Below are 24,787 nucleotides of genomic sequence, written 5' to 3'. Positions count from 1 at the left end.
GTGGCTCTCATCGAAACGCGCGATCTGAGACGGGTCTACGATCTCGATGCCGGCCGTGTCGTGGCGCTTGACGGAGTTTCCCTCGACATCGAGAAGGGCGATTTCGTCGCCGTCATGGGTCCGTCCGGCTCGGGCAAATCGACCTTCATGAATCTCGTCGGCTGCCTCGACAAGCCGACCGGCGGCCATTACCGGCTCGCCGGAACCGCCGTCGAAAGCCTCGACGCCGACGGCTTGGCACGTCTGCGCAACCGCGAGATCGGCTTCGTCTTCCAGCAGTTCAACCTGCTGCCCCGCGTCGATGCACTCGGCAATGTCGAGCTGCCGATGATCTATGCGGGCTTCGACCGCAGGACGCGCCGCGAGCGCGCCCTGCAGGCGCTTGGCCGTGTCGGCCTTGCCGAGCGCGCGCATCACCGGCCGATGCAATTGTCCGGCGGACAGCAGCAGCGCGTCGCGATTGCGCGCGCGCTCGTCAACGGCCCGAGCCTGCTGCTCGCCGACGAGCCGACCGGCGCCCTCGACAGCCGCACGGCGAACGAGATCTTGGGCCTGTTCCAGGAGCTCAACCGCGAGGGTGTGGCCATCGTGCTCGTCACGCACGACGCGGAGGTGGGACGCCACGCGCACCGCCTCGTGCGGTTCCGGGACGGGCGCGTGATCGAGGATCACCGCCAGATCCCTGTCGATGCGCGCGCGCTCACGCAGGAGGCTGCGGAATGAGACTGATCGAAGCCATCCGCTCCGCGCTCTCGGCCATTACGGCGAATGCCCTGCGCAGCCTGCTCACCATGCTCGGCATCGTCATCGGTGTCGCGGCCGTCATCGCCATGGTGGCGATCGGTTCGGGCGCACGCAATCTCGTCGACCAGCAGATCCGCTCGCTCGGCGCCAACCTCGCCATCGTCACGCCGGGAAACGTGACGCAGGGCGGTGCAAGGCTCGGCGCGGGCGCGGCCTCATCGCTGACCGACGACGACGCGCACGCGATACGGCGCGAAGTCGACGGCGTGGTGGCAGCAGCGCCCTTCGTGCAGGGCGGTGCGCAGGTTGTGGCCGGCGGCAGCAACTGGGGCACGCGCATCTACGGCATCGATCTCGACTGGTTCTCCGCCCGCGAATGGGATGTCGCCACCGGCCGCACCTTCGATCCGGAAGAGGTTCGTCGCGGCGACATCGTCATCCTGCTCGGCCAGACGGTGGCCAAAAATCTCTTCGGCGAGGACGATCCCATCGATCGGATCGTGCGCGTGCGCAACGTGCCCTTCCGGGTTATCGGCATCATGGCGCCGAAGGGCCAATCGGCCTTCGGCCAGGACCAGGACGACGTGGTTTTCGTGCCGCTCGATGCAGGCCGCCGTCGCGTGATCGGCCGCAATTACGCCAAGGACGGCTCCGTCGGGTCGATCTTCGTCAAGTTCGCCAATGAGAGCGACATCGAACCAGGTATCGAGAGCATGACGGAGCTCTTGCGCCAGCGGCACCGCATCAACGGCGATCAGGAGGACGATTTCTCGATCCGCAACCTGACCGAGATCGCCAACACCGCCTCCGCCTCCGCCAACACCCTGTCCATGCTGCTCGCGGCTGTGGCCGCCGTGTCGCTGCTCGTCGGCGGCATCGGCATCATGAACATCATGCTGGTCTCGGTCACCGAGCGCACCCGGGAGATCGGCCTGCGCCTCGCGGTCGGCGCGCGCCCGCGCGACATCCTGAGCCAGTTCCTGATCGAGGCGACGACGCTCTCCACCATCGGCGGAGCCCTCGGCATCGGTCTCGGCGCAGGCGCTGCCTATCTGGTCGCGCAACTCGCCGGCTGGCCTTCGCTCGTGTCAACCAACGCCATCATCCTTGCAGTGGGCTTCTCGGCGCTGGTGGGCATCTTCTTCGGGTTCTATCCGGCGCAACGCGCGGCGAAGCTCGATCCCATCGAGGCGCTGCGGCGGGAGTGACATCTTACGCGTGTCATCCCGGACGAGCGAAGCGAAGATCCGGGATCGTGAGGCGAGTAAAGCACTGTCATTCCGGGGCCGCGCAGCGGAGCCCGGAATCCATAACCACAACGTCTCAGGAAGGGACGAACCGCGTCACGCCTCTTTCTTCGACGTCAGCGGTTATGGATCCCCGCCTTCGCGGGAATGACAGTGTTGAGGTTCCAGCACCAGATCCTGCAAGCGATCCCGGGTTCCGCTTCGCGGCCCCGGGATGACAGTGAGAAACGCAAAGCTACTCCGCCGCCATGACGCGATAGCTTGCCGGATCGTAGTTGAGGATCGGGGCGAGCCAGCGCTCGACTTCCGCCACGCTCATGTCCTTGCGGGCCGCGTAATCCTCGACCTGATCGCGCTCGACCTTGGCGACGCCGAAATAGTAGGCGTCCGGATGCGACAGGTAGAGGCCCGACACGGAGGAGCCCGGCCACATGGCGTAGGATTCGGTCAGCGCCACGCCGATGCTGCGCTCGGCGCCGAGCAGGCTGAACAGCGTCGCCTTCTCCGTATGATCGGGCTGCGCGGGATAGCCGGGCGCCGGGCGGATGCCCTGGTACTCCTCGCCGATCAGGCCTTCGTTCGAAAGGCTCTCGTCCGCGGCATAGCCCCAGAACTCCTTGCGCACACGCTCGTGCATGCGCTCGGCGAAGGCTTCCGCGATACGGTCGGCGAGCGCCTTGACCATGATCGAGCGGTAATCGTCGTTGGCGCGCTCAAAGCGCTCCGCGATGCGCACTTCCTCGATGCCGGAAGTCACCACAAAGGCGCCGATCCAATCCGGCTTTCCGCTCTCGGCAGGCGCTATGAAATCGGACAGGCAGATATTGGGTTTGCCATCACGCTTCGAGAGCTGCTGACGCAGGCCGTGGAAGGTGGCGAGCTTCTCCGTGCGGCTCTCGCCCGTATAGAGGCGGATATCGTCGCCCACCGTGTTGGCGGGCCAGAAGCCGATCACCGCCTTCGGATTGAACCAGCGCTCCTCGACGAGCTGCTTGAGCATGTCTTGCGCGTCCTCCCAGAGCTGACGCGCGGCCTCGCCCTGCTTCTCGTCTTCGAGGATGGCCGGGAAGCGACCTTTCAGCTCCCAGGTCTGGAAGAACGGCGTCCAGTCGATATAGGGCACGAGTTCGCCCACATCGTAGCTGCGGAACACGCGCGCGCCGGTGAAGGTGGGCTTCGGCGGCTGATAGGCCGACCAGTCGATGGCGAGCCTGTTGGCGCGTGCCTTCTCGATGGAGAGGCGCTGCTTGTCGGCCTCCGAGCGCGCATGCGCATCGGCCACCTTGCGGTATTCGGAGCGCAGCGTGTCCACATAGCCGTCCCTCATATCGGGCGAGAGCAGCGACGACACGATGCCGACGGCGCGGCTCGCATCCGTCACATAGACAGCCTGACCTCTGTTGTAGTTCGGATGGATCTTCACCGCCGTGTGCACGCGGCTCGTGGTGGCACCGCCGATGAGGAGAGGAATGTCGAAGCCCTCGCGCTCCATCTCGCTCGCCACGTTCACCATCTCGTCGAGGGACGGCGTGATGAGGCCGGAGAGGCCGATCACGTCCACTTGCTCCTTGCGCGCCGTCTCCAGGATCTTCTGGGCCGGCACCATGACGCCGAGATCGATGACCTCGTAATTGTTACAGGCGAGCACGACGCCGACGATATTCTTGCCGATATCGTGCACGTCGCCCTTCACGGTCGCCATCAGCACCTTGCCGGCGGCGGAGCGCTCGCCACCGCCGCCATTGGCTTCCTTCTCCGCCTCCATGAACGGCATGAGATAGGCCACGGCCTGCTTCATGACGCGGGCAGACTTCACCACCTGCGGCAGGAACATCTTTCCGGCACCGAAAAGATCGCCCACCACGTTCATGCCGGCCATGAGCGGGCCTTCGATCACGTGCAGCGGACGCTCGGCCGATTGGCGAGCCTCTTCCGTGTCCTGTTCGATAAACTCGGTGATGCCGTTGACGAGGGCATGCTCGATGCGCTTCCCGACCGCCCAGGAACGCCATTCGAGATCGGCGGCCTTCACGGCGCCTGACCCGTCACCCTTGAATCGGGGTGCAGCCTCCAGCAGGCGTTCCGTCGCATCGGGACGGCGGTTGAGCACCACGTCCTCGCAGAGCTCGCGCAGCTCCGGATCGATCTCGTCATAGACGGCCAACTGGCCGGCATTCACGATGCCCATATCCATGCCGACCTTGATGGCGTGGAACAGGAACACGGAGTGCATGGCCTCGCGCACCGGCTCGTTGCCGCGGAACGAGAAGGACAGATTCGACACGCCGCCCGAGATGTGGGCATGCGGCAACGTCTCGCGGATGATGCGGGTCGCCTCGATGAAGGCGACGCCGTAGCCGTTGTGCTCCTCGATGCCGGTGGCGACCGCGAACACGTTCGGATCGAAGATGATGTCTTCCGGCGGAAAGCCGACCTGTTCGGTCAGGATCTTGTAGGCGCGCGTGCAGATCTCGACCTTGCGCTCCAGGCTATCCGCCTGACCCTGCTCGTCGAAGGCCATGACCACCACCGCCGCGCCATAGGAACGGCAGATCCTCGCGTGCTCCATGAAGGATTCCACCCCCTCCTTCATGGAGATCGAATTCACGATGGCCTTGCCCTGGATGCATTTGAGGCCGGCCTCGATGACGTGGAACTTGGAGGAATCCACCATCACCGGCACGCGGGCGATATCGGGCTCGGCCGCGACGAGGTTGAGGAACTCGGCCATCGCCTTCTCGGAATCGAGCAGGCCCTCGTCCATGTTGACGTCGATGATCTGAGCGCCGTTCGCCACCTGATCGCGCGCCACGTCGAGGGCGGCAGCATAATCGTTGTTGGTGATGAGCTTGCGGAACTTGGCGGAACCCGTGACGTTCGTGCGCTCGCCCACATTCACGAAAGTGATGTCGGAGGTGAGGTTGAAGGGTTCTAGACCCGACAGGCGCATGAGCGGCTTCATCTTCGGCACCGAGCGCGGTGCCTTGCCGGCGACAGCCTCCGCGATGGCGCGGATGTGATCCGGCGTCGTGCCGCAGCAGCCGCCGACTACGTTGACGAGACCCGCGTCGGCGAATTCCGCCAGCATCCTGGCGGTCGCCTCAGGGCGCTCGTCATAGAGGCCGAACTCGTTGGGCAGGCCCGCGTTCGGATAGGCGCAGACCAGTGTGTCGGCGACCTTGCCGATTTCCTGGATATGCGCGCGCATTTCACGCGCGCCGAGCGCGCAGTTGAGGCCGATGGAGAACGGCTCCGCGTGCCGCACCGAATGCCAGAAGGCTGTGGGGGTCTGGCCCGAGAGCGTACGGCCGGAGAGATCCGTGATTGTGCCCGAGATCATGATCGGCAGCTTCACGCCCTTCTCGGCGAAGACCTGATGCGTCGCGACGATGGCGGCCTTGGCGTTGAGTGTATCGAAGATCGTCTCGATCAGGATGATCTCGGAACCACCGTCGATCAGTCCCCTCACCTGCTCGGCATAAGCGTCGCGCACCTGATCGAAGGTCACGGCGCGATAGCCAGGATTGTTCACATCCGGCGAGATCGAGAGCGTGCGGTTCGTCGGACCGATGGCGCCGGCGACGAACCGGCGACGGCCGTCTTCCTCTTGCGCGATGAGCGCCGCCTCGCGGGCGAGGCGCGAGCCCTCAAAGTTCAGGTCGTAGACGATCTCCTCCATGCCGTAATCGGCCTGGGCGATGGAGGTGCCGGAGAAAGTGTTGGTCTCGACGATATCCGCGCCGGCGCGGAAATAGTCGAGATGCACGTTGCGGACCGCATCCGGCTGCGTGAGGATCAGAAGGTCGTTGTTGCCCTTGACGTCCTGCTTCCAGTCCTTGAAGCGCTCGCCTCTGAAATCCTCTTCCGAGAAGCGCGAGCGCTGCAGCTCCGTTCCCATCGCGCCGTCGAGCACGAGAATCCGCTTGGAGGCGGCTTCACGGAGCGCCTTGATCACGTCAGTGCCATTGGCGGGGCGAGGAATATACGCAGTCATTCGATCTGTTCTCGTTTCACCGCAGCCGAGTTGCTTCGACCGTCGGCGCAATTTCTGTAGGACACACACAAAGAATGCCCGGGAAAACCGGGCACCTGAAAACTTAAGCTGCGACCTTCACGCTCTGGTCGCGCAATCCGAGCAGATGACAGATCGCATAGACCAGATCGGCGCGGTTCATGGTGTAGAAGTGGAACTCGTTCACGCCACGATCGACGAGATCGATCACCTGCTCGGCTGCAACGGCGGCAGCGACGAGCTTGCGGGTCTCGACATCGTTGTCCAGTCCCTCGAAGCGGGCCGCGAGCCAATCGGGCACGCTCGCGCCGGTCTTCGATGCGAAGTTCGCCGTCTGCTTGAAGTTCTGCACCGGCACGATGCCGGGCACGACGGGAATGTCGATGCCGCGCGCACGGACGCGGTCGAGATAGCGGAAGTAATGGTCGTTGTCGAAGAAGAACTGGGTGATGGCCCGGTCTGCGCCGCAATCGACCTTCGCCTTCAGCACGTCGATATCGGCGTCGAGCGACGCGGCTTCGGGATGCTTCTCCGGATAGCCGGAGACGGAGACTTCGAAATCGCCGATGGCCTTGATGCCGGCGACGAGATCGCAGGTCTGCTGATATCCACCGAGATGTGGAGTGTAGGCCGTGCCGAGACCCGACACCGGATCTCCGCGCAAAGCCACGATATGACGCACGCCCGCATCCCAGTAGGACTGAACAACCTCGTTCACCTCCTCCTTCGTTGCGGCAACGCAGGTCAGATGTGCGGCAGGCTTGAGATGGGTTTCCTGCACGAGACGCGAGACCGTGGCGTGCGTGCGCTCGCGGGTAGACCCGCCAGCGCCATAGGTGACGGAAACGAATTGCGGATTGAGCGGAGCCAGACGCTGAATGGAAGACCAGAGCGTCGTCTCCATCTCGGGCGTCTTCGGCGGGAAGAATTCGAAGGACACCTTGATCGGACAGGAGATCTGCCGGCTGGGGCGAAGGAGCGGTGACATCAGGCGACCTCTCTGTCGGGTTCACTCAAGGGCCAATCCGTCACTACACGGCGATCCTGGCCAAGCCAAAGGGATACCGTCAATTGCTCGTCGCCTGTCCGTGGCGGAGCGATCTCCCGGTTAAGCGTGCAATCGAGCCCCGCCTCGTCGAGCCAGCCGGCAACCTGGGCAGGCGCAAAGCCGAGGCGGCGATGGGCCTGCGCTTCACGCAGGAACTCGAGATTGTGAGGCGCGAAATCCACCACGAGAATCCGTCCACCCGGCGCGACGAGGCGCGCGGCCTCCCGGATCGCCCGGGCCGGGTCGTCGAGGTAATGCAGCACCTGATGGATGACGACGAGGTCGAAGGTGTTGCGCGGGAACGGGGGCGCATAGATGTCCCCCTGCCGCAATTCGATGCCCCTCAGACCCGCCTTCTCGAGATTGGCACGTGCCACTGACAACATGGCGTGACTGGCATCGAGTCCGACCGTCCGACTGGCACGCGGTGCCAGCAATTGCACCATGCGGCCGGTGCCGGTGCCGAGGTCGACGAGGTTACGGATCCTGGCCGGTCCCAGAGCATCGAGAACCGCCGCCTCGACGACCGCCTCGGGAGCATGGAGGGAGCGAATGCGGTCCCAATCCGGCGCCAGACGGGAGAAGAAGGCCTGAGCGGCTTGGGAGCGCTGGGCCCGCACGGCCTCAAGCCGGGTGCGGTCCTCCAGCAATTGCGGATCGGACCGGTCGAGGCTCTCCAGGGTCGGTCGGATGATGCGTAGGGCCACGCCCCGGTCGGTAAGCCGGAAGAAGGCCCAAGCCCCTTCCCGGTGCCGTTCCACGAGGCCAGCCTCGACGAGAAGCTTCAGGTGGCGGGAAATGCGCGGCTGGGACTGCCCGAGGATGTCCGTGAGGTCGGAAACGGAGAGCTCCCCTTCCGTCAGCAAAGCAAGGATCCGCAGGCGCGTTTCCTCGGCGGCGGCCCGCAGGACGTCCAGGGTCAGATCCAGCGATGGAGACGGGGTGTCAGGCACAGCCAAATCTCGCTCTTACATATAAAGATATATTTATATCTATTTTGAAGAGAGGGCAAGCGGAGGCTTGGCTTCGGGGCGACCATCGTTGCCATTCCCGGCCGGAGCGTCAGCGGAGGGGAAAAGAAACCATAGCAACAGCGCGTGGGAGTGAATCCCTTCCCTCGCTGCGCTCACCGGGGATGACAATCGTGACGTCATGGCCGGGTCTATTCCGGCCATGAGGGGGAAAGCGCTGCGCCTCATTCAAGCGAGATCACCGGCACAAGGCCGGTGATGACGAGGCGGATGCCGATGAATCGGCGGCTTAGCGGAACGGCGGTTCGTCGAAGCTGCGCAGCTTGCGGGAATGCAGCGAGGACCGCTGGCCTTTCAGGATGTCGAGCGCCGCCAAGCCGATCATGAGGTGCTCGCTCACGGCACGCTCGTAGAAGGCGTTGGCCGCGCCCGGCAGCTTGATCTCGCCGTGCAGGGGCTTGTCCGAGACGCAGAGCAGCGTGCCGTAAGGGACGCGGAGGCGATAGCCCTGAGCCGCGATGGTGCCGCTTTCCATGTCCACCGCGATGGCGCGGGACAGGTTGATCTGGCGCCGCTCCTGGCTCCAGCGCAGTTCCCAGTTCCGGTCGTCATAGGTCACGACCGTGCCGGTGCGCAGGCGCCGCTTCAGCTCCTCGCCGCGCTCGCCGGTGACCTGAACAGCTGCGTCCTGCAGGGCGACCTGGATCTCGGCGAGGGCCGGGATCGGGATTTCCGGCGGGACGGCGCTATCCAGAATGTGATCGCGCCGGAGATAGCCGTGGGCCAGCACGTAATCGCCGATGGACTGGGATTGGCGCAAGCCCCCGCAATGGCCGACCATGAGCCAGCAATGGGGCCGCAGCACTGCCAAGTGATCGGTGATGTTCTTCGCATTCGATGGGCCGACGCCGATATTGACCAAGGTCACCCCATGCCCGTCCTTGCGCATGAGGTGATAGGCCGGCATCTGGAAACGGTGCCAGGGCGATGAGCCGATCAGCTCCTCGACCACGGCCTCATCAAGCCCCCGCTCGATGGTGATGCCGCCCGGCAGGACGAGCCGGGTAAAGGGCCCCTCCTCGTTCGCCAGCTCCTTCACGGCCCAGCGGATGAACTGGTCCACATAGCGGTGATAGTTGGTGAGCAGGATCCAGGGCTGGGCGCAGCGCCAGTCGCTGCCGGTATAGTGCACGAGGCGACGCAGCGAATAATCCACCCGGGCCGCGTCGAACAGGGCCAGCGGTCGAGGCTCGTCCTCATGGAAGATCCAGGTCCCGTCGGCAATCTCGTCGCCGACCTTGGCAAGAAGCGGGGTTGGGAAATGCTGGGCGAGTTCGGAGGCGGAATGCGCGCCCCGACCCAGCTCGTCGCCGCGCTCGAAGACGTAAGGGTAAGGAATCTCCTGGTCGCTGACGCCCACCTCCATAGTGGCCCCGTAATCGCGGACGAGATAGTTCAGCTGCTCCAGCAGATAGCTTCGGAAAAAGGCCGGCTGCGTGATGGTCGTCGCATAGACGCCGGGCCCCTGGAACTTGGCATAGGCGCGCTGCTTGACGGGCGGCAGGGAAGCCGACCGGTAATCAAGACGCAGCTCCGGATAGCGGAAGCGGGATCGCTCAAAGGGCGTGGGCGGCGTGCCAGTGGCAAAAAAATGCTCCAGAGCCTGGCGCTGCGCCTCGATGGCGCTGTCATGGAGCTCGATCAGCCGCTCGACGGCTTCTTCAGGGGTGGCAACGGATTGGAAGGTGGAGATGTGATCGACTGGCACGTGGACTCTCTTCTTATGTCTCGTGCCTCAAAGGTCATACACTGTTTCGTTGAAGAACCCAACTGGGTTGATTCAATTCGCGTCGGCGGGCCTGGGCAAAGAAAAAGGCGGAGGGCCTCAAGAGCCGCATCCGCCTTTCCCAAATCTGTCCTGTGAGAAGGATTACCGCGAGAACTTCTTGTACTTGATCCGGTGCGGGATCGTGGAATCCGTGCCGAGGCGGCGCTTCTTGTCCTCTTCGTAATCGGCGAAGTTGCCCTCGAACCATTCCACATGGCTGTCGCCCTCGAAGGCGAGGATGTGAGTGGCGATGCGGTCGAGGAACCAGCGATCGTGCGAGATGATCACGGCGCAACCGGCATAATCCTCCAGCGCCTCTTCGAGCGCGCGCAGGGTATCCACGTCGAGATCGTTGGTCGGCTCGTCGAGGAGCAGGACGTTGGAGCCCGACTTCAGGATCTTGGCGAGGTGAACGCGGTTGCGCTCGCCGCCCGAGAGCACCCCGACCTTCTTCTGCTGGTCGGAGCCCTTGAAGTTGAAGGCCGAGCAATAGGCGCGGGCATTGATCTCGCGCTTGCCGAGATAGAGAACCTCGTTGCCGCCCGAGATCTCCTCATAGAGGGTCTTGTTGGCATCCAGCGAGTCGCGGCTCTGATCGACATAGCCTAGCTTCACGCTCTCGCCGATCTGGATTGATCCCTCGTCCGGCTGCTCCTGACCCGTGATCATGCGGAACAGCGTGGTCTTACCGGCGCCATTCGGGCCGATGACGCCGACGATGCCGCCCGGCGGCAGCTTGAAGGACAGGCCGTCGATGAGAAGCTTGTCGTCGAAAGCCTTCTGGAGGTTGTCGAACTCGATGACGTTGTTGCCGAGGCGCTCGGCGATCGGGATGATGATCTGGGCGGTCGTAGGGCCCTTCTCGCTGGCCTTGGCCACGAGGTCCTCATAACGCTGAATACGAGCCTTCGACTTGGCCTGACGGGCCTTCGGCGAGGCCGACACCCACTCGCGCTCACGCTCGATGGTGCGCTGGCGCGATTCTTCCTCGCGGCCCTCCTGCGCGAGGCGCTTCTGCTTCTGCTCGAGCCAGGACGAGTAATTGCCCTCGTAGGGAATGCCCCGGCCGCGGTCGAGCTCGAGGATCCAGCCCGTCACGTTGTCGAGGAAGTAGCGGTCGTGGGTAACGATCAAGATCGCGCCCGGATAGTTGCGCAGATGACCTTCGAGCCAGGCAGTGGTCTCGGCGTCGAGATGGTTGGTCGGCTCGTCGAGGAGCAGGAGTTCCGGCTGCTCCAGGAGCAGCTTGCACAGGGCCACGCGGCGGCGCTCACCGCCCGAGAGCTTATCCACGGACCAGTCGTCCGGCGGGCAGCGCAGGGCGTCCATGGCCTGATCGACCTGGGAATCGAGATCCCACAGGCCCTTGGCCTCGATCTCGTCCTGGAGACGGGTCATCTCGTCCGCCGTCTCCTCGGAATAGTTCATGGCGAGCTCGTTGTAGCGGTCGAGGATCGCCTTCTTGGCGGCCACGCCTTCCATGACGTTCTCGCGGACATTCTTCGACGGGTCAAGCTGGGGCTCCTGCGGCAGGTAGCCGACGCGGGCCCCCTCGGCGACCCAGGCCTCACCGGTCCAGTCCGTATCGGTGCCGGCCATGATACGCAGCAGGGTCGACTTACCGGCGCCGTTGACGCCGAGCACGCCGATCTTGGCATCCGGGTAGAAGGAAAGATGGATATTGTCCAAGACCTTCTTGCCGCCCGAATAGGTCTTGGAGAGGCCACGCATGTGGTAGATGAACTGACGGGACACGGGAAAAGCCCTGCTGATGTGATGGAGTTGAATGGAGTTGCGCGTCAGTTAGCAGGGGGAGCCTGTATGGGCAAGGCGGATGGATGTCGCCCATCCTTTCGCCGTCATCCCGGACGGCAGAGCCGATCCGGGATCGTCGGCAGGACCAAGCGCCATTTTCGGCCTGCGATCCCGGGGCCGCGAAGCGGAACCCGGGATGACGGCTGCCCTTAAAGCCCGAACGGATAGGTCTCCGGCATACCCTTGCCATGGGCATGGGTGAGCGGGGTTACCGCCCTGGTTTCCTCGAACCAGACGAAGGCGTCGAACTGCTCTGCCAGAATGGCCTCGAAGTAATGGCTGTAGAGTTCCGTTTCCGGCCGGTAGATCACCCCGATGGCCCGCTCCAGGCGTGGCCGGGAGAGAATCTCCGTCAGGTCTGTCTGACCGGTCTCGCGCCAGTCGATCAGGAAGCAGCCGAGGTCCGTATCCCGGAAAATGCGCTCGTGGCTGTCCGGCCGGACGGGTCGCACATCCTTGACCTGCATCGGTTCGTCCCAGTTGTCCGCTGCCGCCACCGTGCCGCGATCGGTTCCGAAGCCGATCAGTACGGCCTCATTGCGGTATGCCTTGCGGCTAAGCTCGCCGATGTTGAACTCGCCCTGCCATCCCATGGCCGTGGCGGCGGCATTGCCAATGTGAGAATTGTGGGCCCAGATGACCGCCTTGGCGTTGTCGCGTCGCGCGAGGAGGCTTTGCAGGGTCTCGAACATGTGCCTGTCGCGCAGGTTCCAGGATTCCGTCGCGCCCTCATACATGATCCGATAATAGTGCTCGGCCGCATGAACGATCTTGGCGTTCTGCACCGCGTCGAAGAATTCCTCGCCGCCATCAGCCTGAAGGTACTCCAGACGCTTGTCGAGAATATCCTGGAGCTGGCGCAGTAGCGCTTCGTCGCAAGGCTTCTTCTGTCCGGTCAGGACGGCCCGGCCGTATTGCGCAGGATCCGACTGCCAGGGGCTAAGGCAACCGTAACGCCCCCTCGCCTCCCTGGCCTCCTCCGGATCGACCTTGTCGAGATAGTCCAGCACGGAGCGGATGGAAGCGTTCAGACTGTAAACGTCGAGGCCACGGAACTCGGCGCGTTCGTCCTCCCCTCGCTCCTTGTTGTACGCGCGCATCCAGTTGACGAAATCGGCGACCTCCTCATTGCGCCACATCCAGGTGGGGAAACGCTGGAAGGCGGCATCGTCGCCATCGGGAACATGGCGATGGCGGACATAAGCATCGATGCACGCCGCATCCGGCCAGTCGGCTTCGACGGCAACGATGGAAAAACCGTGGTGCTTTATCAGGCGCTTCGTGATGGCGGCTCGCGCCCGGTAGAATTCCGATGTGCCATGGGTGGCTTCACCGAGGAGCACGACCTTGGCATCGGCAAAGCGATCGAACATGGCGCCGAAGGCTTCTTCATCGGCAATTGACGGCAGGGATTCCCCATGCTCGCGCACCAGATCGATTGCTTCCCTGATGGAGGCGTCGTTCTCGCTCTGCTTCCAGGACAAGCGTGCCATGGCTTTCATCTCTCATTGAGCCAGGCACAATTGCCCGGCTCCGCCGGAGAACGATGGCGGGAGACGGCTTGTTCCAGACGACGGGCGTGCCTGATGGAAATGCAAACGGCCGGAGATGCCCTCTCCGGCCGCTTTCATTTGGTGGACGAGGAGCGCTTACCAGTAGAAGTAGAAGTGCTCTGCCTTCAGGTCCTTCATCTGGACGTTGGCCAAGGTCAGTTGATCATCGCCACCGAGCCATTCGCCCTTACCGAGATCCATGACGACGTTCTTGCCTACTTGCTTCATGTGCGGCTTGAGCGTGTTGAAATCGACGATGCTGGAATGGTTGATATCGTGGCGGATCAGCAGCATCTCGCCCTGCTTGACTTTGAAGTCATAGACGATGTCCTGACCCATGTCCGAGTTGAACACGTAGCGATCGGACCCCGTGCCGCCCCAGAGCTTATCATTGCCGGCTCCCGGATCGAGCACATCGCTACCGGCGCCGCCCCAGAGCTTGTATGGGGCTGTTTAAGTCAAGAGCTGATTCATCAGTTTTAGTTTTGGTCTGCGTGTCCTCCAGTTGAGTGGAACCTAGCGGAGGCGGGACATGCAACAATCCGAGGGGAGCTGGCCGTCTGGCACGGGCGATCGCCCGGCACCCTTGTATTCGGCGGATCACTGCGATCCGGGCCCATGATGCAATCATGCGCATCGCTGGCGCAGCTCCGCGGCGGCGGGCCCATTCTGATCACGGCAGGATGGCCATGCTCTGGGTCGGGTTGCCGCCACCTCGGATCATTGTCGGCCGTTGGCGGCCGAAGCTTGATCACCTCTCTGGTCTTTGCCTCACGCGGCCGGGCGAAGGATGAGCCCCTGCGACAGGTCCCCGGTCGTTGCCAAACGCCACAGAGCAATGAGCAACTTCCTCGCCAGAGCGACAATCAGGGTCTTGCGCGTGGCTCCCCGGCCATCTGCGGTTCGGGCCCGGTACCAGCGCGCCAAATCACTCTCGGCTTGGAACCGCAGAAATCGCCAAGCGAGCTGGAGCATGCTGCGACGGACCCGAGCATTGCCCACCCTCGCCAAGCCCTTCTCCCGGCGCTTGGCTCCACTCTCGTCCGGCGCTCCGGTGAGGCCCGCGTAGCGCGCCACGGCCCTGCGGTCGCGCAGATTGCGCGAGAGGATCTCATTGACGAGCAAGTCCGCCGTTTCGACCCCCAGCCCGATCACCCGGGCCAGCAGCCGAACCATGGTGTTATGCCGCTCTCCAGGGGCCCTTTCCAGCCGCTCCAGACGGGCCTGTTCGATCTCCCGGATCTGCTCCCGCACGACCTGCAGCCGGGCCAGATCCCGGCGCATCTCGGCCAGGGTGTTGGGCGGCAGGGGAACACCCTCAGGGGTGCGCAGCGCCTCAAGCTGTTCGGGCGCGGTCCGCAGTGTCGGCCGGAAGCTGCGAATTCCAAAGCGGGCGAGGGTTGCCTTCATGCGGTTGCCGAGCCGGGTGCGCTCCTCGACCAGGTTCTCACGCTCGCGGCTCGGACGCTTGGCGTCCTCGTCCGCCAAAGACGGGATCGCCGCCATGCTGCAGTGATCCGACTCGCCACGCAGCCAGCCGAGAAAGGCCCGCTTGAGCAAGGCGGTATCGAGCCGGTCGGTCTTGGCTCGCCGATGCTCGCGCGAGACGGCGATGCTGGTGGGATGAATGACGTAGGCCTCGATGCCGCGCGCCCGCAGCCAGCGGGCGAGCCAGAAGCCGTCACGGCCGGCCTCGAAGGCGACGGCAATGCGGGTGATCGGGCGGCCGGCCTGGACGGCCTCGTCCTGCCAGCGCCGCAGAAGGCGCAGCAGCCCGTCCTGGTCCGGCTCGAGCTTCTTGAGCGGATGGCGATCAAGGCCTGGCACCATGGCGGCCACGAGCCAGCTGGCCTGGCTCATCTCGACGACGGCGATGATTGTGCTGTCTTGTACGAGGGCACTCCGGGATCGGCTCAAGTCATGGCACTGGGGCATGGGGCGCTCCTTTGGCTGGCTCCGCCGGCGATGATGCACTGTCCTCGCCGTATCCCCATAGCTTCTGATCGGTGCCGAACCAGCCCAGCAGCACATCATCGCCATTGCCGCCATAGAGCTTGTCGTTGCCGTTCTCGCCCTCAAGTTCGTCTTTTCCGTCGCCACCCTGGATGACGTCGTTGCCCTCGCCACCGGTGATCTGGTCGTCCTGGGCTTCGCCATAGAGCTTGTCGTCGCCGTCACCGCCGTCGAGAAGATCATGGCCGTTGCCGCCGCGGAGAAGATCGTTGCCGGCATCGCCATAGAGCATGTCGTCGTCATTCTCGCCGCGAATCTGATCGTTGCCGGCGCCGCCATAGAGGATGTCATAACCGTCGCCGCCATAGATCCGGTCGACGCCATCGCCGCCATCGACGAAATCATCGCCGAGACCGCCATACAGTGCGTCGTTGCCTGTACCGCCATCGACCGTGTCGTCGCCAACCTCGCCGGTCAGGTTGTCATTGCCGGCAAGACCATTGATGAGATCGTTGCCCGCGAGCGCATTGATCACATTGGCCTTGGCAGTGCCGGTGATCTCATCGTCGCCCGATGTCGGCTTGGTCGAAGGTCCAGACTGGCCAGTGCCATTGAAAGCGAACCAATCCGCGGACAGAGCCTCCGTGGTACGAATGGTCAGGCTCCCGCCATCAGCGAAGCGCACGACGTAGCCACCCGATGTGCTGGAGATATCGAGATCGCCGAAGCCCGTTGCCCCCGTATTCATCAGGGCGATCTTGTCGCCTTCTGAGAACTTGAAATCAGTGATCGTGTCCGCGCCGTCTCCAGCGTAGTACATGAAGACGTCGGCACCGGCTCCGCCGAGCAGCGTGTCGTTTCCTTGTCCACCGATCAGTGTGTCATGGTTGAAGCCGCCAAGGAGGGAGTCGCCACCTGACGTACCGACAAGAGCGCGGCCGGCGACGGAAACCGGGTTCTTGAAATACTGCTCGACCAGCGCATCGGTGCGCTTGCCATGCGTAGAAAAGCCGTCGTCGGGGCTCGGATCGGAGACGGCCTCGCTGGCGTCGTAGTTCCACAGCCAGTAGCCACCCATCCAACCTTCACCGGCGCGATCAGTGATGATCTTGTAGAAGGCCTGATGCATCATGTACTGCTCGCGCTCGTCGATGCGGCCATTGCCCCACATCCACGGCGTGGCGTTGCTGCCGTCGAGGCTGCGAAAGCCTGTTTCCGTGAAGATCAGCTTCTTGCCGTACTGCTCGGCGATCCGTTTCAGAGCATCCATGGCGGAGATATTCTCACCGAACCTCTCCTCGATGGGCGTTCTCACTCCCCAGACGTTGGACGGTTTGGTCCAGCCGTCGATCAGTTGTTGCAGGGACGGATTGGTGCTGTCCTGAGTGAAGCTGATATAGGGATTTGCCCCCATGTAATCGAGCTTGTCCCAGAAGCTGAGGTTGAGAGCCTCGGTCCAGGTCGCGGCATAGGTCAGCTGTCCATCGTAAACGTCGCGGACCGCCTCGATGATATCGACCCAATACTCACGATACTGCGCACCTGTCATGCTTTCGCATTCATTGCCGATGGCGAAGGCCGTGACACCCTGCTCCTGCGCAAGTTTGGCGTAGTGGACCACGGCTTCCTTATAGGAAGCAAACCATGCATCAGCCCAGACCTTGGCCTGTGCGGGCGTCGAACCTTCCGGAGGACCGATAAGCGCGTTCCAATCGTCGTTCTGCATGTTCACATGCAGCTTGAAGATGACCTCCAGACCACGAGCCTGAGCCTTGGCGATCGCCTCCTTGATCGAGCCGTCGCTCTCCGTGCGCGGATTTCCGTCGACGTTGTGACCACCCGGATCGTCGTTGTCGCGATAGACCCGGGTAGACGTCAGGCTGTCCATGTAGACGGTCGGGACAATCACAACTTGAGAAGCACCATCGCCCTTGATCAGGTCGAGATTCGTCTCCGTCCACGGCATCCGGTAATTGCCGTCCCACCACGACGGGAGACTTTCGGCCTGGAAGTCGAATAATTTGGGCATAATGGATGGGTCCCTGAAGATAGCTGGCTACGCTGAATAGGCTTCTAGCATCTATATTTCGATATAGCGTTACAAATAGAATCTCTCAAGTGCGAAAGGAGGAAATAAAGTTAAGCTTCCGTTTCTGAGAAGGCGGAAAGCAATTCCGGCTACGCTGGAAGTAATGCATAGCCACGGGCCGGGATGTCAGAAGAAAATATTCATGTGCCGGCTATGCTGAAGTCTGCCCGTCATCCAGCAACCCAACCAGAATCCCATAAAAGAAAGGGCACGCCTCACCCGTGGCGTGCCCTTTCCTGTCCGTAGCCGGTGAGTCGACGCCCCGGCGTCTGGCGCTACTTCAGGTCGTTGCCGCCAGGATCGACGCGTAGGCTTCCTCGGCGGCGATCACGGTCGCCATCTGCACCGTATGGGCGAACCGGTAGGCGTCCCCGTAAACCGTCTCGTCCGGGAACTCCGTGATGAGGGTCAAGGGAGAAGGATGGCGCTCGTCCGCGGTGATCAGGCACGGCACATCGTTGATGATCTCGTACGGCGTCCCGCCGGAATGGATCGAGCAGATTTCGATCTGACGGCGATTGAACTCGGCGAGGCCCGGCACGGCCGACAGGCCGGTGGTGACGGCTTCGATCAGCGTCCTCGCCGTGTCGCCCCATGAGGGATGATGCCTCATGATCAGGAAAAAGCCTTTCGGGATCGTCCAGAGTTCGAAGCCGCGGGGCAGATAGCCGGTAAATGGCCTCGTCCATTCATGCGCCGGATAGCCGTGGAAGTTGAGGTGCAACTGAGCACCGGACATCTCCAGCGCTTGGTTGCGCGCGCCGATCTCGTAGAGCGGTTCGTTTCGTCCATATTCCAGATCGCAGCCGAGCGAGGTGTAGCGCGCCGCATGATGCATGTGGCGTGGATTGCCCTCGCAGAGCCGTCCATGCAACGCATAGCCATCCGGGTTCTCGACCGGAATATACGCGATGTTGGCCTCCGGATGGGCGAGCAGCCGACGCACGGCCCGCAACGTTCCTACCGGCGCCGACGTCTCGTTGGCGTGCTGGCCGCTGGTGACGAGAACCGGCGGACGCGAGCCCGCGCGATAGATCCCGCGCACCGGACGCCCCTCGCGGGAGATCCCCTCGAAGGTCTCGCCCGGAAGCGCCGCGAGTTCACGGTAAATCTGCGCGAGGCCCGGTGCAGCATCGGCCGTCTCGATGTCCTGTTCCGGCTTCACAGGATCCTGCGGCGGTCCAAACGAGCGCAGGGTCACGCGCACATGCGCATCGCCCCCGCCGGCGCGGATATCCGGCACGATCTGGCCCGGCTGCACGCTGCGATCCTCGGGCGGACGGCCCGACTTGCGCTTGAAGAATTCGAGCAGCGAGAAGTAAAAGTCCTCGTGCAGCGCCTCGCGCGTGCTCATGACCTCGTCGCCGTAGTCGAGCGGACGCTCGATGCCGGGGATCGACACATCAATGGCGATTATCTCCGCGTAGGGCTCCGCCTCAGGCCAAGCATGGGCTGCAACACTTGCCATGACCTTGTGAAAAACCTGCTCGGCCTCGGTCTCAAGCGCCTCGTCGACGTCCGGCGCACCATCCGCCCGTCCGGTCACCTTGAGCCAGCCGGTCGGCGTAAGATCGACTTCGTCGAGATGGTTGGTGCGCAGACGGTTCGGCGCAAAAACCGCATGCTCCGCCACGCGCCCGTCCTTATATTCAAGGATCACGCGATAGGTCAGATCCGCGGTGCCGGACTCGAAGAGAGTCTCGATACCGTCGAGCAACGCCGCGACAGGATAACCCTCCGAGAGGAAGCGCAGGCGGTCCGCGTCCTCATGCACGGGATAGCGCACGGTGACGCGCTTCAGATCAGCGGTATCGATTTCTTCGAGAAAGGCATGAACGAGCGGCTTGTAAGCGCTGCGCAGCCGCGCCCGGACGCCTGCCCCCGACAACACGGCCTCCGCCGCGCGCCGCTCCGCCTCGCCCTCGAACAGCCACGCCTCGAGGATCACGCCGCGATGATCGCTCCTGGTCCATTCACGCAGGAGGATATCGAGAGTGCGCGGGATACGCTCGTCGAGCAAAGTCGTCATCGTGAAGTCTGTCCTGTCGGGTCGAGAAGATCGCGCAGCCAATCGCCCAGAAGGTTCAGGCCGAGCACGGTGAACATGATGGCAAGGCCTGGAAAGACGCTGACCCACCAAGCCGTCTGCAGATAGGTGCGCCCGTCGGCCAGCATGCCGCCCCAGCTTGGAATGAGCGGATCGACGCCGAGGCCGAGGAAGGTCAGGCTGCTTTCGAGAAGAATGTTGTTGGCCACCTGCAGTGTCATGAGAATGACGATGGGGCCGAGCACGTTGGGCAGGATATGCGTGAAGATGATGCGCCCATTACCGACCCCGATGGCGCGAGCCGAGAGGATGAACTCCCGATCCCGCAGGGCCAACACGGAGCCGCGGACGAGGCGCGCATATTGCACCCATTGGGCAACGATCATGAAGAAAATGATCTTGTCGACACCCGTGCCTAGAATGGCGAGGAACATGATGGCGAGCAGGATGAAGGGCAGCGCCAGTTGAATGTCGGCAAAGCGCATGAGCAGGATCTCGGCGATACCGCGGTAATATCCGGCGACAAGGCCGACAATCGTGCCGACGACGACCGCTCCCATCACCGAGAGAATGCCGACGGTGAGCGAGATCTTGCCGCCGACGATCACGCGCGCCAGCACGTCACGGCCGAGGGGATCGGTGCCGAGAGGATGGGCAAGATCCTGGAACGGCGACGTGAGACGCGCCATGAGGTCCATGCTCTCGCCGCCATCGGGAAAGAGGAAGCCCGAAAACAGCACGGCCAGCCCCATGCCGCCGGTGAGCAGAAGACCGAGGACGAGTTCGATCGAGCGAAAATGCCGGCGCGCCGACGACACAGCCTGAGCGGATGCCATGGCCTCACTCCGTCCGGATACGCGGATCGATCAGCCCATAGGCGATATCGACCAGAAGGTTGATGAGAACGATGAACAGCGCGAGCACCGTGATGGTGCCTTGGAGCACCGGATAGTCGCGGTTCGAGATAGCGTCAAACGCAAGCGTGCCCATGCCGGGCCAGTTGAACACGCGCTCGATGATGACGATGCCGCCGATGAGGCCGCCGAATTGCAGACCGATATAGGTGACGAGCGGAATAGCCGAGTTGCGCAGGGCATGCTTGTAGAGGACGACGCGGTCGCGCAGGCCTTTCGAGCGCGCCACCATGATGTATTGCTGCGACAGCGTCTCCAGCATCGAGGTGCGCACGAGGCGTACATTCGTGGCAGTCAGAATGATCGCCATGGTAAGCGCCGGCATCACGAAACTCTCCGGCCCCTCCATGCCGCTCGGCGGCAGCAGGCCGAGCACAATGGAGAACAGAAGCACCATCATAATGGCAAGCCAGAAATTCGGAAAGGACAGGCCCACAAGCGACAGGATGCGGATGAGCTGATCGGGCCAGCGCCCACGGTTCACAGCCGCGTAGACGCCAAGAGGCACGGATAGGACGATAGAGGTCAGGAGAGAGGCAAAAGCCAGAAGGAGTGTTGCCGGAAGCGCGCGTGAAATGAGCAGGGAAACCGGCGTCCCGCCCATGAAGCTGTTCCCGAAATCCCCGACGAAGAGCCCCTGGAGGAAACTCAGATACTGAACATAGAACGGGCGTTCGAGGCCGAGGGCCTGTCGGATGTTCTTGAGATCCGCCTCGGTGACGTTGCCGCCTCCCATCATCATGATGGCCGGGTCGCCCGACAACCTGATCGCAAAGGAAACGATCAGCGTCACCGCGAGGACCACGAAGATGGCCTGCAGCAATCGCTTGAGAATGAAGCCCGCCACGCGGTGATCCTTCTTCTGGCGCTTGGAAAAACGGCCCCGCTTACGCGGGGCCTTCTCTTGTATTGTCCGATCTTCGGGCGCCTGCCCTTACTGCAAATGCCCAAAGATCCTCAAGTCATTCCACCGTGGTTTCCGTGAAACGGAAGCGGCGGTCGGCCGGAGCATCGAAATTCTTCACACGCTTGTTCACGCCATAGATCGTGTTCTGATTGTAAAGCGGGATTTCGAGCGCCTGATCGGCCACGTAGCGGGCGATCTCCTGCAGAACCTTCTCACGCTCCTTCACGTCATAGATCGTGCGCTGCTTCTCAAGGAGAGCATTCAGCTTGGGATCGTTGTCGTAAGGATTCCACTTCTCGCCCGAATGGTACATCAGGTAAGCGGTGTTGTCGTAATCGAAGGTCCAGCCACCCCAGGCCTGATGCCAGGCCTCGCCGGTCTTGCCGTTCGGGATGATATCGTTGAGCAGAACCGGCGGCTCGTGCGGCTGGAGCGAGGGCTTGAGGCCAAGAGCCTGGAGGAAGCCGGCGGCTGCCTGCGCCACCTCGCGGAAGGTCGCGTCATTGCCGCGGAAGTCGATCCGCACCGGTGCACCGGCCGGGACCTTCGCCTGCTGCAGCACCTGCTTCGCCTTGGCGAGATCGAAGGGCAGCGGCTTCAGGCTCGGATCGTAGCCGAAGGACAGATCGGCCTGGAAGCTCGCAATCGGCTTGCCATGGCCGAGGAGCACGGCCTTGATGATCGCCTCACGGTCGATGCCCATGATGAGCGCCTTGCGGACATTCACATCCTTCGTAATGCCGTCCTTGGTGTTGAGGCGCAGTGCGACGACGGTCGGGCCGGTGATGCTGAGCAGGCTCAGGTTGGGGCTCTTCTCGACCGTCGGCGCAAGTCCGAAGGGAATGAGCGTCGCGACATCGATGCGGCCGGACTGGAGCTCGGCGACCTGCGTGTTCGCCTCGGAGATGAAGCGGATCACGACCTTGTCGAGTTTCGGTGCGCCGCCCCAATGCTCAGGGAAGGCTTCCAGCGTCAGGTTGACCTTCGGGCTATACTCCACGAACTTGAACGGCCCGGTGCCGACCGGATTCATGTTGAAATGAGCGTCGCCCTTTTCCTGAATGTATTTCGGCGGCACGATCATGGCGCCATAGCCGGCGAGCTTCGTCAGCAGTACGGGGTCGGCCTGCTTCATGACGAAATCGACGGTGCTGTCGTCCACGACCTCCACATGATCGATAGAGGTATAGTTCGACTGCTGCGGCCCCTTCTTGCCTTCTTCGCCGAGGAGTCGGTCGAAGGTGAACTTCACCGCTGCGGCATTGAACGGCTCGCCGTTGTGGAACTTCACGTTCTGCCGCAGCTTGAAGCGGATGCGATTGTTGTCGTCGAGGAACTCCCACGAGGTCGCGAGGCCGGGCTTCAGCTTCATATCTGCGCCGCGAGCGGTCAGACCATCGAAGATGTTGTTGGCGGCAGACGACCAGTCGACCAGGAAGGTGTCGATCGGATCCCAGCTGCCGGGATCGATGGCAACGGCCGTAGTCAGCGTTCCGGCGGCTTGAGCGCCGGATGCCATCAGCGGCGCCAAGGCGACAGCGGCCGTAAGGCCGAGCGCTTTCATGGTGTTAGAGAACTTCATCTTATTGCCTCCCTTTGGAAAATCGTATCTCACGCCGCCCCACGGAGCTGATCGGGCTCGATCGCAACCCAATGTCCCGGCTCGACCTCGCGCATGCGATGAATGGCGGGCTCCTGCCCGACCGGACGAACGGGACTTGGGATTTCGCCCTCGATCCGCGTCTTTGCCCGCTCGCGCTGCGGATCGGCAATCGGCACCGCCGAGAGCAGCTTGCGGGTATAGGAATGCTGCGGATTCTCGAAAATCGCCTGTCGCGTGCCGAGCTCGACGATCTGTCCGAGATACATCACCGCGACCCGATGGCTGATCTTCTCCACCACGGCCATATCGTGGGTGATGAAGAGATAGGACAGCCGTCTCTTCTCCTGCAGTTCCATGAGCAGATTGACGATCTGCGCCTGGATCGACACGTCGAGCGCGGACACGGATTCGTCGGCAATGACGAGCTTGGGATTGCTTGCGAGCGCCCGTGCGATGCAGATGCGCTGGCGCTGACCGCCCGAGAATTCGTGCGGATAGCGCTTGGCATGCTGCGGCTGAAGGCCGACCTGCTCCAGCAATTCATGCACGCGCCGTTCGCGCGCCTTGCTGTCGTTGATCAGGCCGTGGACGATGATCGGCTCGGCGATGCTGTAGCCCACCGTATGGCGCGGATCGAGCGAGGCGAAGGGATCCTGGAAGATGTACTGGATCTCCTGGCGCAGACGCCGCCGCTCGCCATGGCTCATGGCGGCCATGTCACGCCCGTCAAAGCGTACCGTGCCGCCCGTCGGCTCGACGAGCTGCTGCAGCGTGCGCCCGATGGTGGACTTACCGCTGCCGGATTCACCGACCAGAGCCAGGGTCTCGCCGGGATAGATGTCGAAGCTAACCTCCTCCACCGCATGGACGCGATGGGTCACGCGGCCGAAGAAGGTTTTTCCGACATCGAAGCGGGTGGTGAGCTTCTCCACCTGGAGAATGGGCTTGGTGTAGTCAGCGGTGTTCTGCTCATGCGTGTCGCCGACGGACTTCGCCACGCCGCCATCCATCACCGTCACAGGCGTGCGCTTCGGCAGCGGCTGGCCCTTCAGGCTGCCCAGGCGCGGTACGGCGGAGAGCAACGCGCGGGTATAGGGGTGTTGGGGTGCGGCGAAGATGTCGCGCACGGGCGCCTGCTCCACCTTCTCGCCCTTCCACATCACCACCACGTCGTCGGCCATCTCGGCCACCACGCCCATGTCGTGCGTGATAAAGATGACGGCGGTCCCCATCTCCTGTTGCAGGTCGCGGATGATATTGAGGATCTGCGCCTGGATCGTCACGTCGAGCGCCGTCGTCGGCTCGTCGGCAATCAGGAGTTTCGGATTGCAGGCGAGCGCCATGGCGATCATCACGCGCTGGCGCATGCCGCCGGAAAGCTGGTGCGGATAACGGTCGAGGAGCTTGTCCGCATCGGGTAGACGCACCTTCTGCAGCAGCTCCTTCGCCCGCAGGCGTGCATCGCGTCCGTTGAGGCCCTGATGTAAGATCAGAGTCTCGGAAATCTGATTGCCGATGGTGAAGACCGGATTCAGCGACGTCATCGGCTCCTGGAAAATCATCGCGATGTCGTTGCCGCGAATCTCCCTGAGCTTGCTGTCTGATGCCTTGACGAGATCGATGGCCTCGCCCCTGTCAGGGCGAAACAGCACCTGCCCTCCGGTGATGCGCCCGCCCGTGTAATCGGTCAGGCGCATGATCGCGAGAGAAGTGACGGATTTGCCGGATCCCGATTCTCCGACGACCGCGAGGGTCTTGCCCGGCTGCGCGTCGAAGCTGACGTCCTTGACGGCTTTGAAGGCCCCATTTCCCCCGCCGAACTCCACCGACAGGGAGCGAACCGACAGGAGAGCCCGATCTTGAGGGTTACGATTGGCTGTGTCCGACATCCATCTTCGCTCTTGCGAAGGCACCGGCCTTACGGAGAGTAAGACCAGTACCTCTTTGATACCTGTCTTCAATCACAGCCACAGGCCCGATGCGTCAAGCTCTGTTTGCATCAGATCAGGTAATAGTGACGATCATAGATCCGCTGCGGCAAAAAACGCCAGCCCTT

At 62.9% G+C, this 24,787-nt stretch carries 16 protein-coding genes; 2 read left to right on the top strand and 14 right to left on the bottom strand.

The window, feature by feature from the left end; all coding sequences use genetic code 11:
* Together JO965_RS07460 and JO965_RS07455 are read left to right on the top strand one after the other, a co-directional pair.
* Positions 1-723 carry an ABC transporter ATP-binding protein gene (locus JO965_RS07460; protein WP_203443051.1) on the top strand — a complete coding sequence of 241 codons (723 nt, stop codon included), beginning with the start codon at positions 1-3 and terminating at the stop codon, positions 721-723.
* Positions 720-1,952 carry an ABC transporter permease gene (locus tag JO965_RS07455; RefSeq protein ID WP_203443050.1) on the top strand — a complete coding sequence of 411 codons (1,233 nt, stop codon included), beginning with the start codon at positions 720-722 and terminating at the stop codon, positions 1,950-1,952. Before JO965_RS07460 ends, JO965_RS07455 begins: the two co-directional genes overlap by 4 nt.
* Positions 1,953-2,226: 274 nt before the next feature.
* On the opposite strand, the gene metH is transcribed toward JO965_RS07455, so the two are convergent.
* The 14 genes from metH to JO965_RS07385 all read right to left on the bottom strand — a co-directional run bounded on the left by metH (position 2,227) and on the right by JO965_RS07385 (position 24,620).
* Positions 2,227-5,985 (bottom strand): methionine synthase, encoded by a 3,759-nt coding sequence (metH, locus tag JO965_RS07450; RefSeq protein ID WP_203443049.1) that lies wholly within the window; start codon positions 5,983-5,985, stop codon positions 2,227-2,229.
* A 103-nt stretch (positions 5,986-6,088) separates the two neighbouring features.
* Entirely contained in the window at positions 6,089-6,991 is a 903-nt protein-coding gene (metF, locus tag JO965_RS07445; RefSeq protein WP_203443048.1) for a methylenetetrahydrofolate reductase [NAD(P)H], read from the bottom strand.
* Positions 6,991-8,004 carry a metalloregulator ArsR/SmtB family transcription factor gene (locus JO965_RS07440; RefSeq protein WP_203444099.1) on the bottom strand — a complete coding sequence of 338 codons (1,014 nt, stop codon included), beginning with the start codon at positions 8,002-8,004 and terminating at the stop codon, positions 6,991-6,993. The genes metF and JO965_RS07440 overlap by 1 nt, the downstream gene beginning before the upstream one ends.
* A gap of 307 nt (positions 8,005-8,311) precedes the next feature.
* The gene (locus JO965_RS07435; RefSeq protein ID WP_203443047.1) at positions 8,312-9,790 is read right to left on the bottom strand and encodes an AMP nucleosidase; all 1,479 of its coding nucleotides are present in this window, start codon (positions 9,788-9,790) and stop codon (positions 8,312-8,314) included.
* A 162-nt stretch (positions 9,791-9,952) separates the two neighbouring features.
* Positions 9,953-11,605: an energy-dependent translational throttle protein EttA gene (gene ettA / locus JO965_RS07430; RefSeq protein ID WP_203443046.1), complete on the bottom strand. Its 1,653-nt coding sequence runs from the start codon at positions 11,603-11,605 to the stop codon at positions 9,953-9,955.
* A gap of 209 nt (positions 11,606-11,814) precedes the next feature.
* Positions 11,815-13,158 (bottom strand): erythromycin esterase family protein, encoded by a 1,344-nt coding sequence (locus JO965_RS07425; RefSeq protein ID WP_203443045.1) that lies wholly within the window; start codon positions 13,156-13,158, stop codon positions 11,815-11,817.
* 156 nt (positions 13,159-13,314) lie between these two features.
* Positions 13,315-13,632: a hypothetical protein gene (locus JO965_RS49155; RefSeq protein WP_203443044.1), complete on the bottom strand. Its 318-nt coding sequence runs from the start codon at positions 13,630-13,632 to the stop codon at positions 13,315-13,317.
* Positions 13,633-13,989: 357 nt separating this feature from the next.
* Positions 13,990-15,153 carry an IS110 family transposase gene (locus JO965_RS07415; protein ID WP_203443043.1) on the bottom strand — a complete coding sequence of 388 codons (1,164 nt, stop codon included), beginning with the start codon at positions 15,151-15,153 and terminating at the stop codon, positions 13,990-13,992.
* Positions 15,137-17,200 (bottom strand): hypothetical protein, encoded by a 2,064-nt coding sequence (locus tag JO965_RS49150; RefSeq protein ID WP_203443042.1) that lies wholly within the window; start codon positions 17,198-17,200, stop codon positions 15,137-15,139. Before JO965_RS49150 ends, JO965_RS07415 begins: the two co-directional genes overlap by 17 nt.
* 340 nt (positions 17,201-17,540) lie before the next feature.
* A complete protein-coding gene (locus tag JO965_RS07405; protein WP_203443041.1) occupies positions 17,541-19,289 on the bottom strand; it encodes a peptidase M14 in 1,749 nt (582 codons plus the stop codon).
* Positions 19,286-20,143 carry an ABC transporter permease gene (locus JO965_RS07400; protein WP_203443040.1) on the bottom strand — a complete coding sequence of 286 codons (858 nt, stop codon included), beginning with the start codon at positions 20,141-20,143 and terminating at the stop codon, positions 19,286-19,288. Before JO965_RS07400 ends, JO965_RS07405 begins: the two co-directional genes overlap by 4 nt.
* A 4-nt stretch (positions 20,144-20,147) precedes the next feature.
* Complete coding sequence (locus JO965_RS07395; RefSeq protein WP_203443039.1) at positions 20,148-21,068, bottom strand: ABC transporter permease; 921 nt, start codon at positions 21,066-21,068, stop codon at positions 20,148-20,150.
* A 115-nt stretch (positions 21,069-21,183) separates the two neighbouring features.
* Positions 21,184-22,710: an ABC transporter substrate-binding protein gene (locus tag JO965_RS07390; RefSeq protein WP_203443038.1), complete on the bottom strand. Its 1,527-nt coding sequence runs from the start codon at positions 22,708-22,710 to the stop codon at positions 21,184-21,186.
* A gap of 29 nt (positions 22,711-22,739) precedes the next feature.
* Complete coding sequence (locus JO965_RS07385; RefSeq protein WP_203443037.1) at positions 22,740-24,620, bottom strand: ABC transporter ATP-binding protein; 1,881 nt, start codon at positions 24,618-24,620, stop codon at positions 22,740-22,742.
* Positions 24,621-24,787 lie beyond the last annotated feature (167 nt).

It is taken from the genome of Microvirga sp. VF16, assembly GCF_016864375.1.
In the GTDB taxonomy this organism is placed as follows: domain Bacteria; phylum Pseudomonadota; class Alphaproteobacteria; order Rhizobiales; family Beijerinckiaceae; genus Microvirga.
The sequence above is the reverse complement of the archived record's forward strand: the minus strand, read 5'-3'. Positions and strand labels throughout refer to the sequence as shown.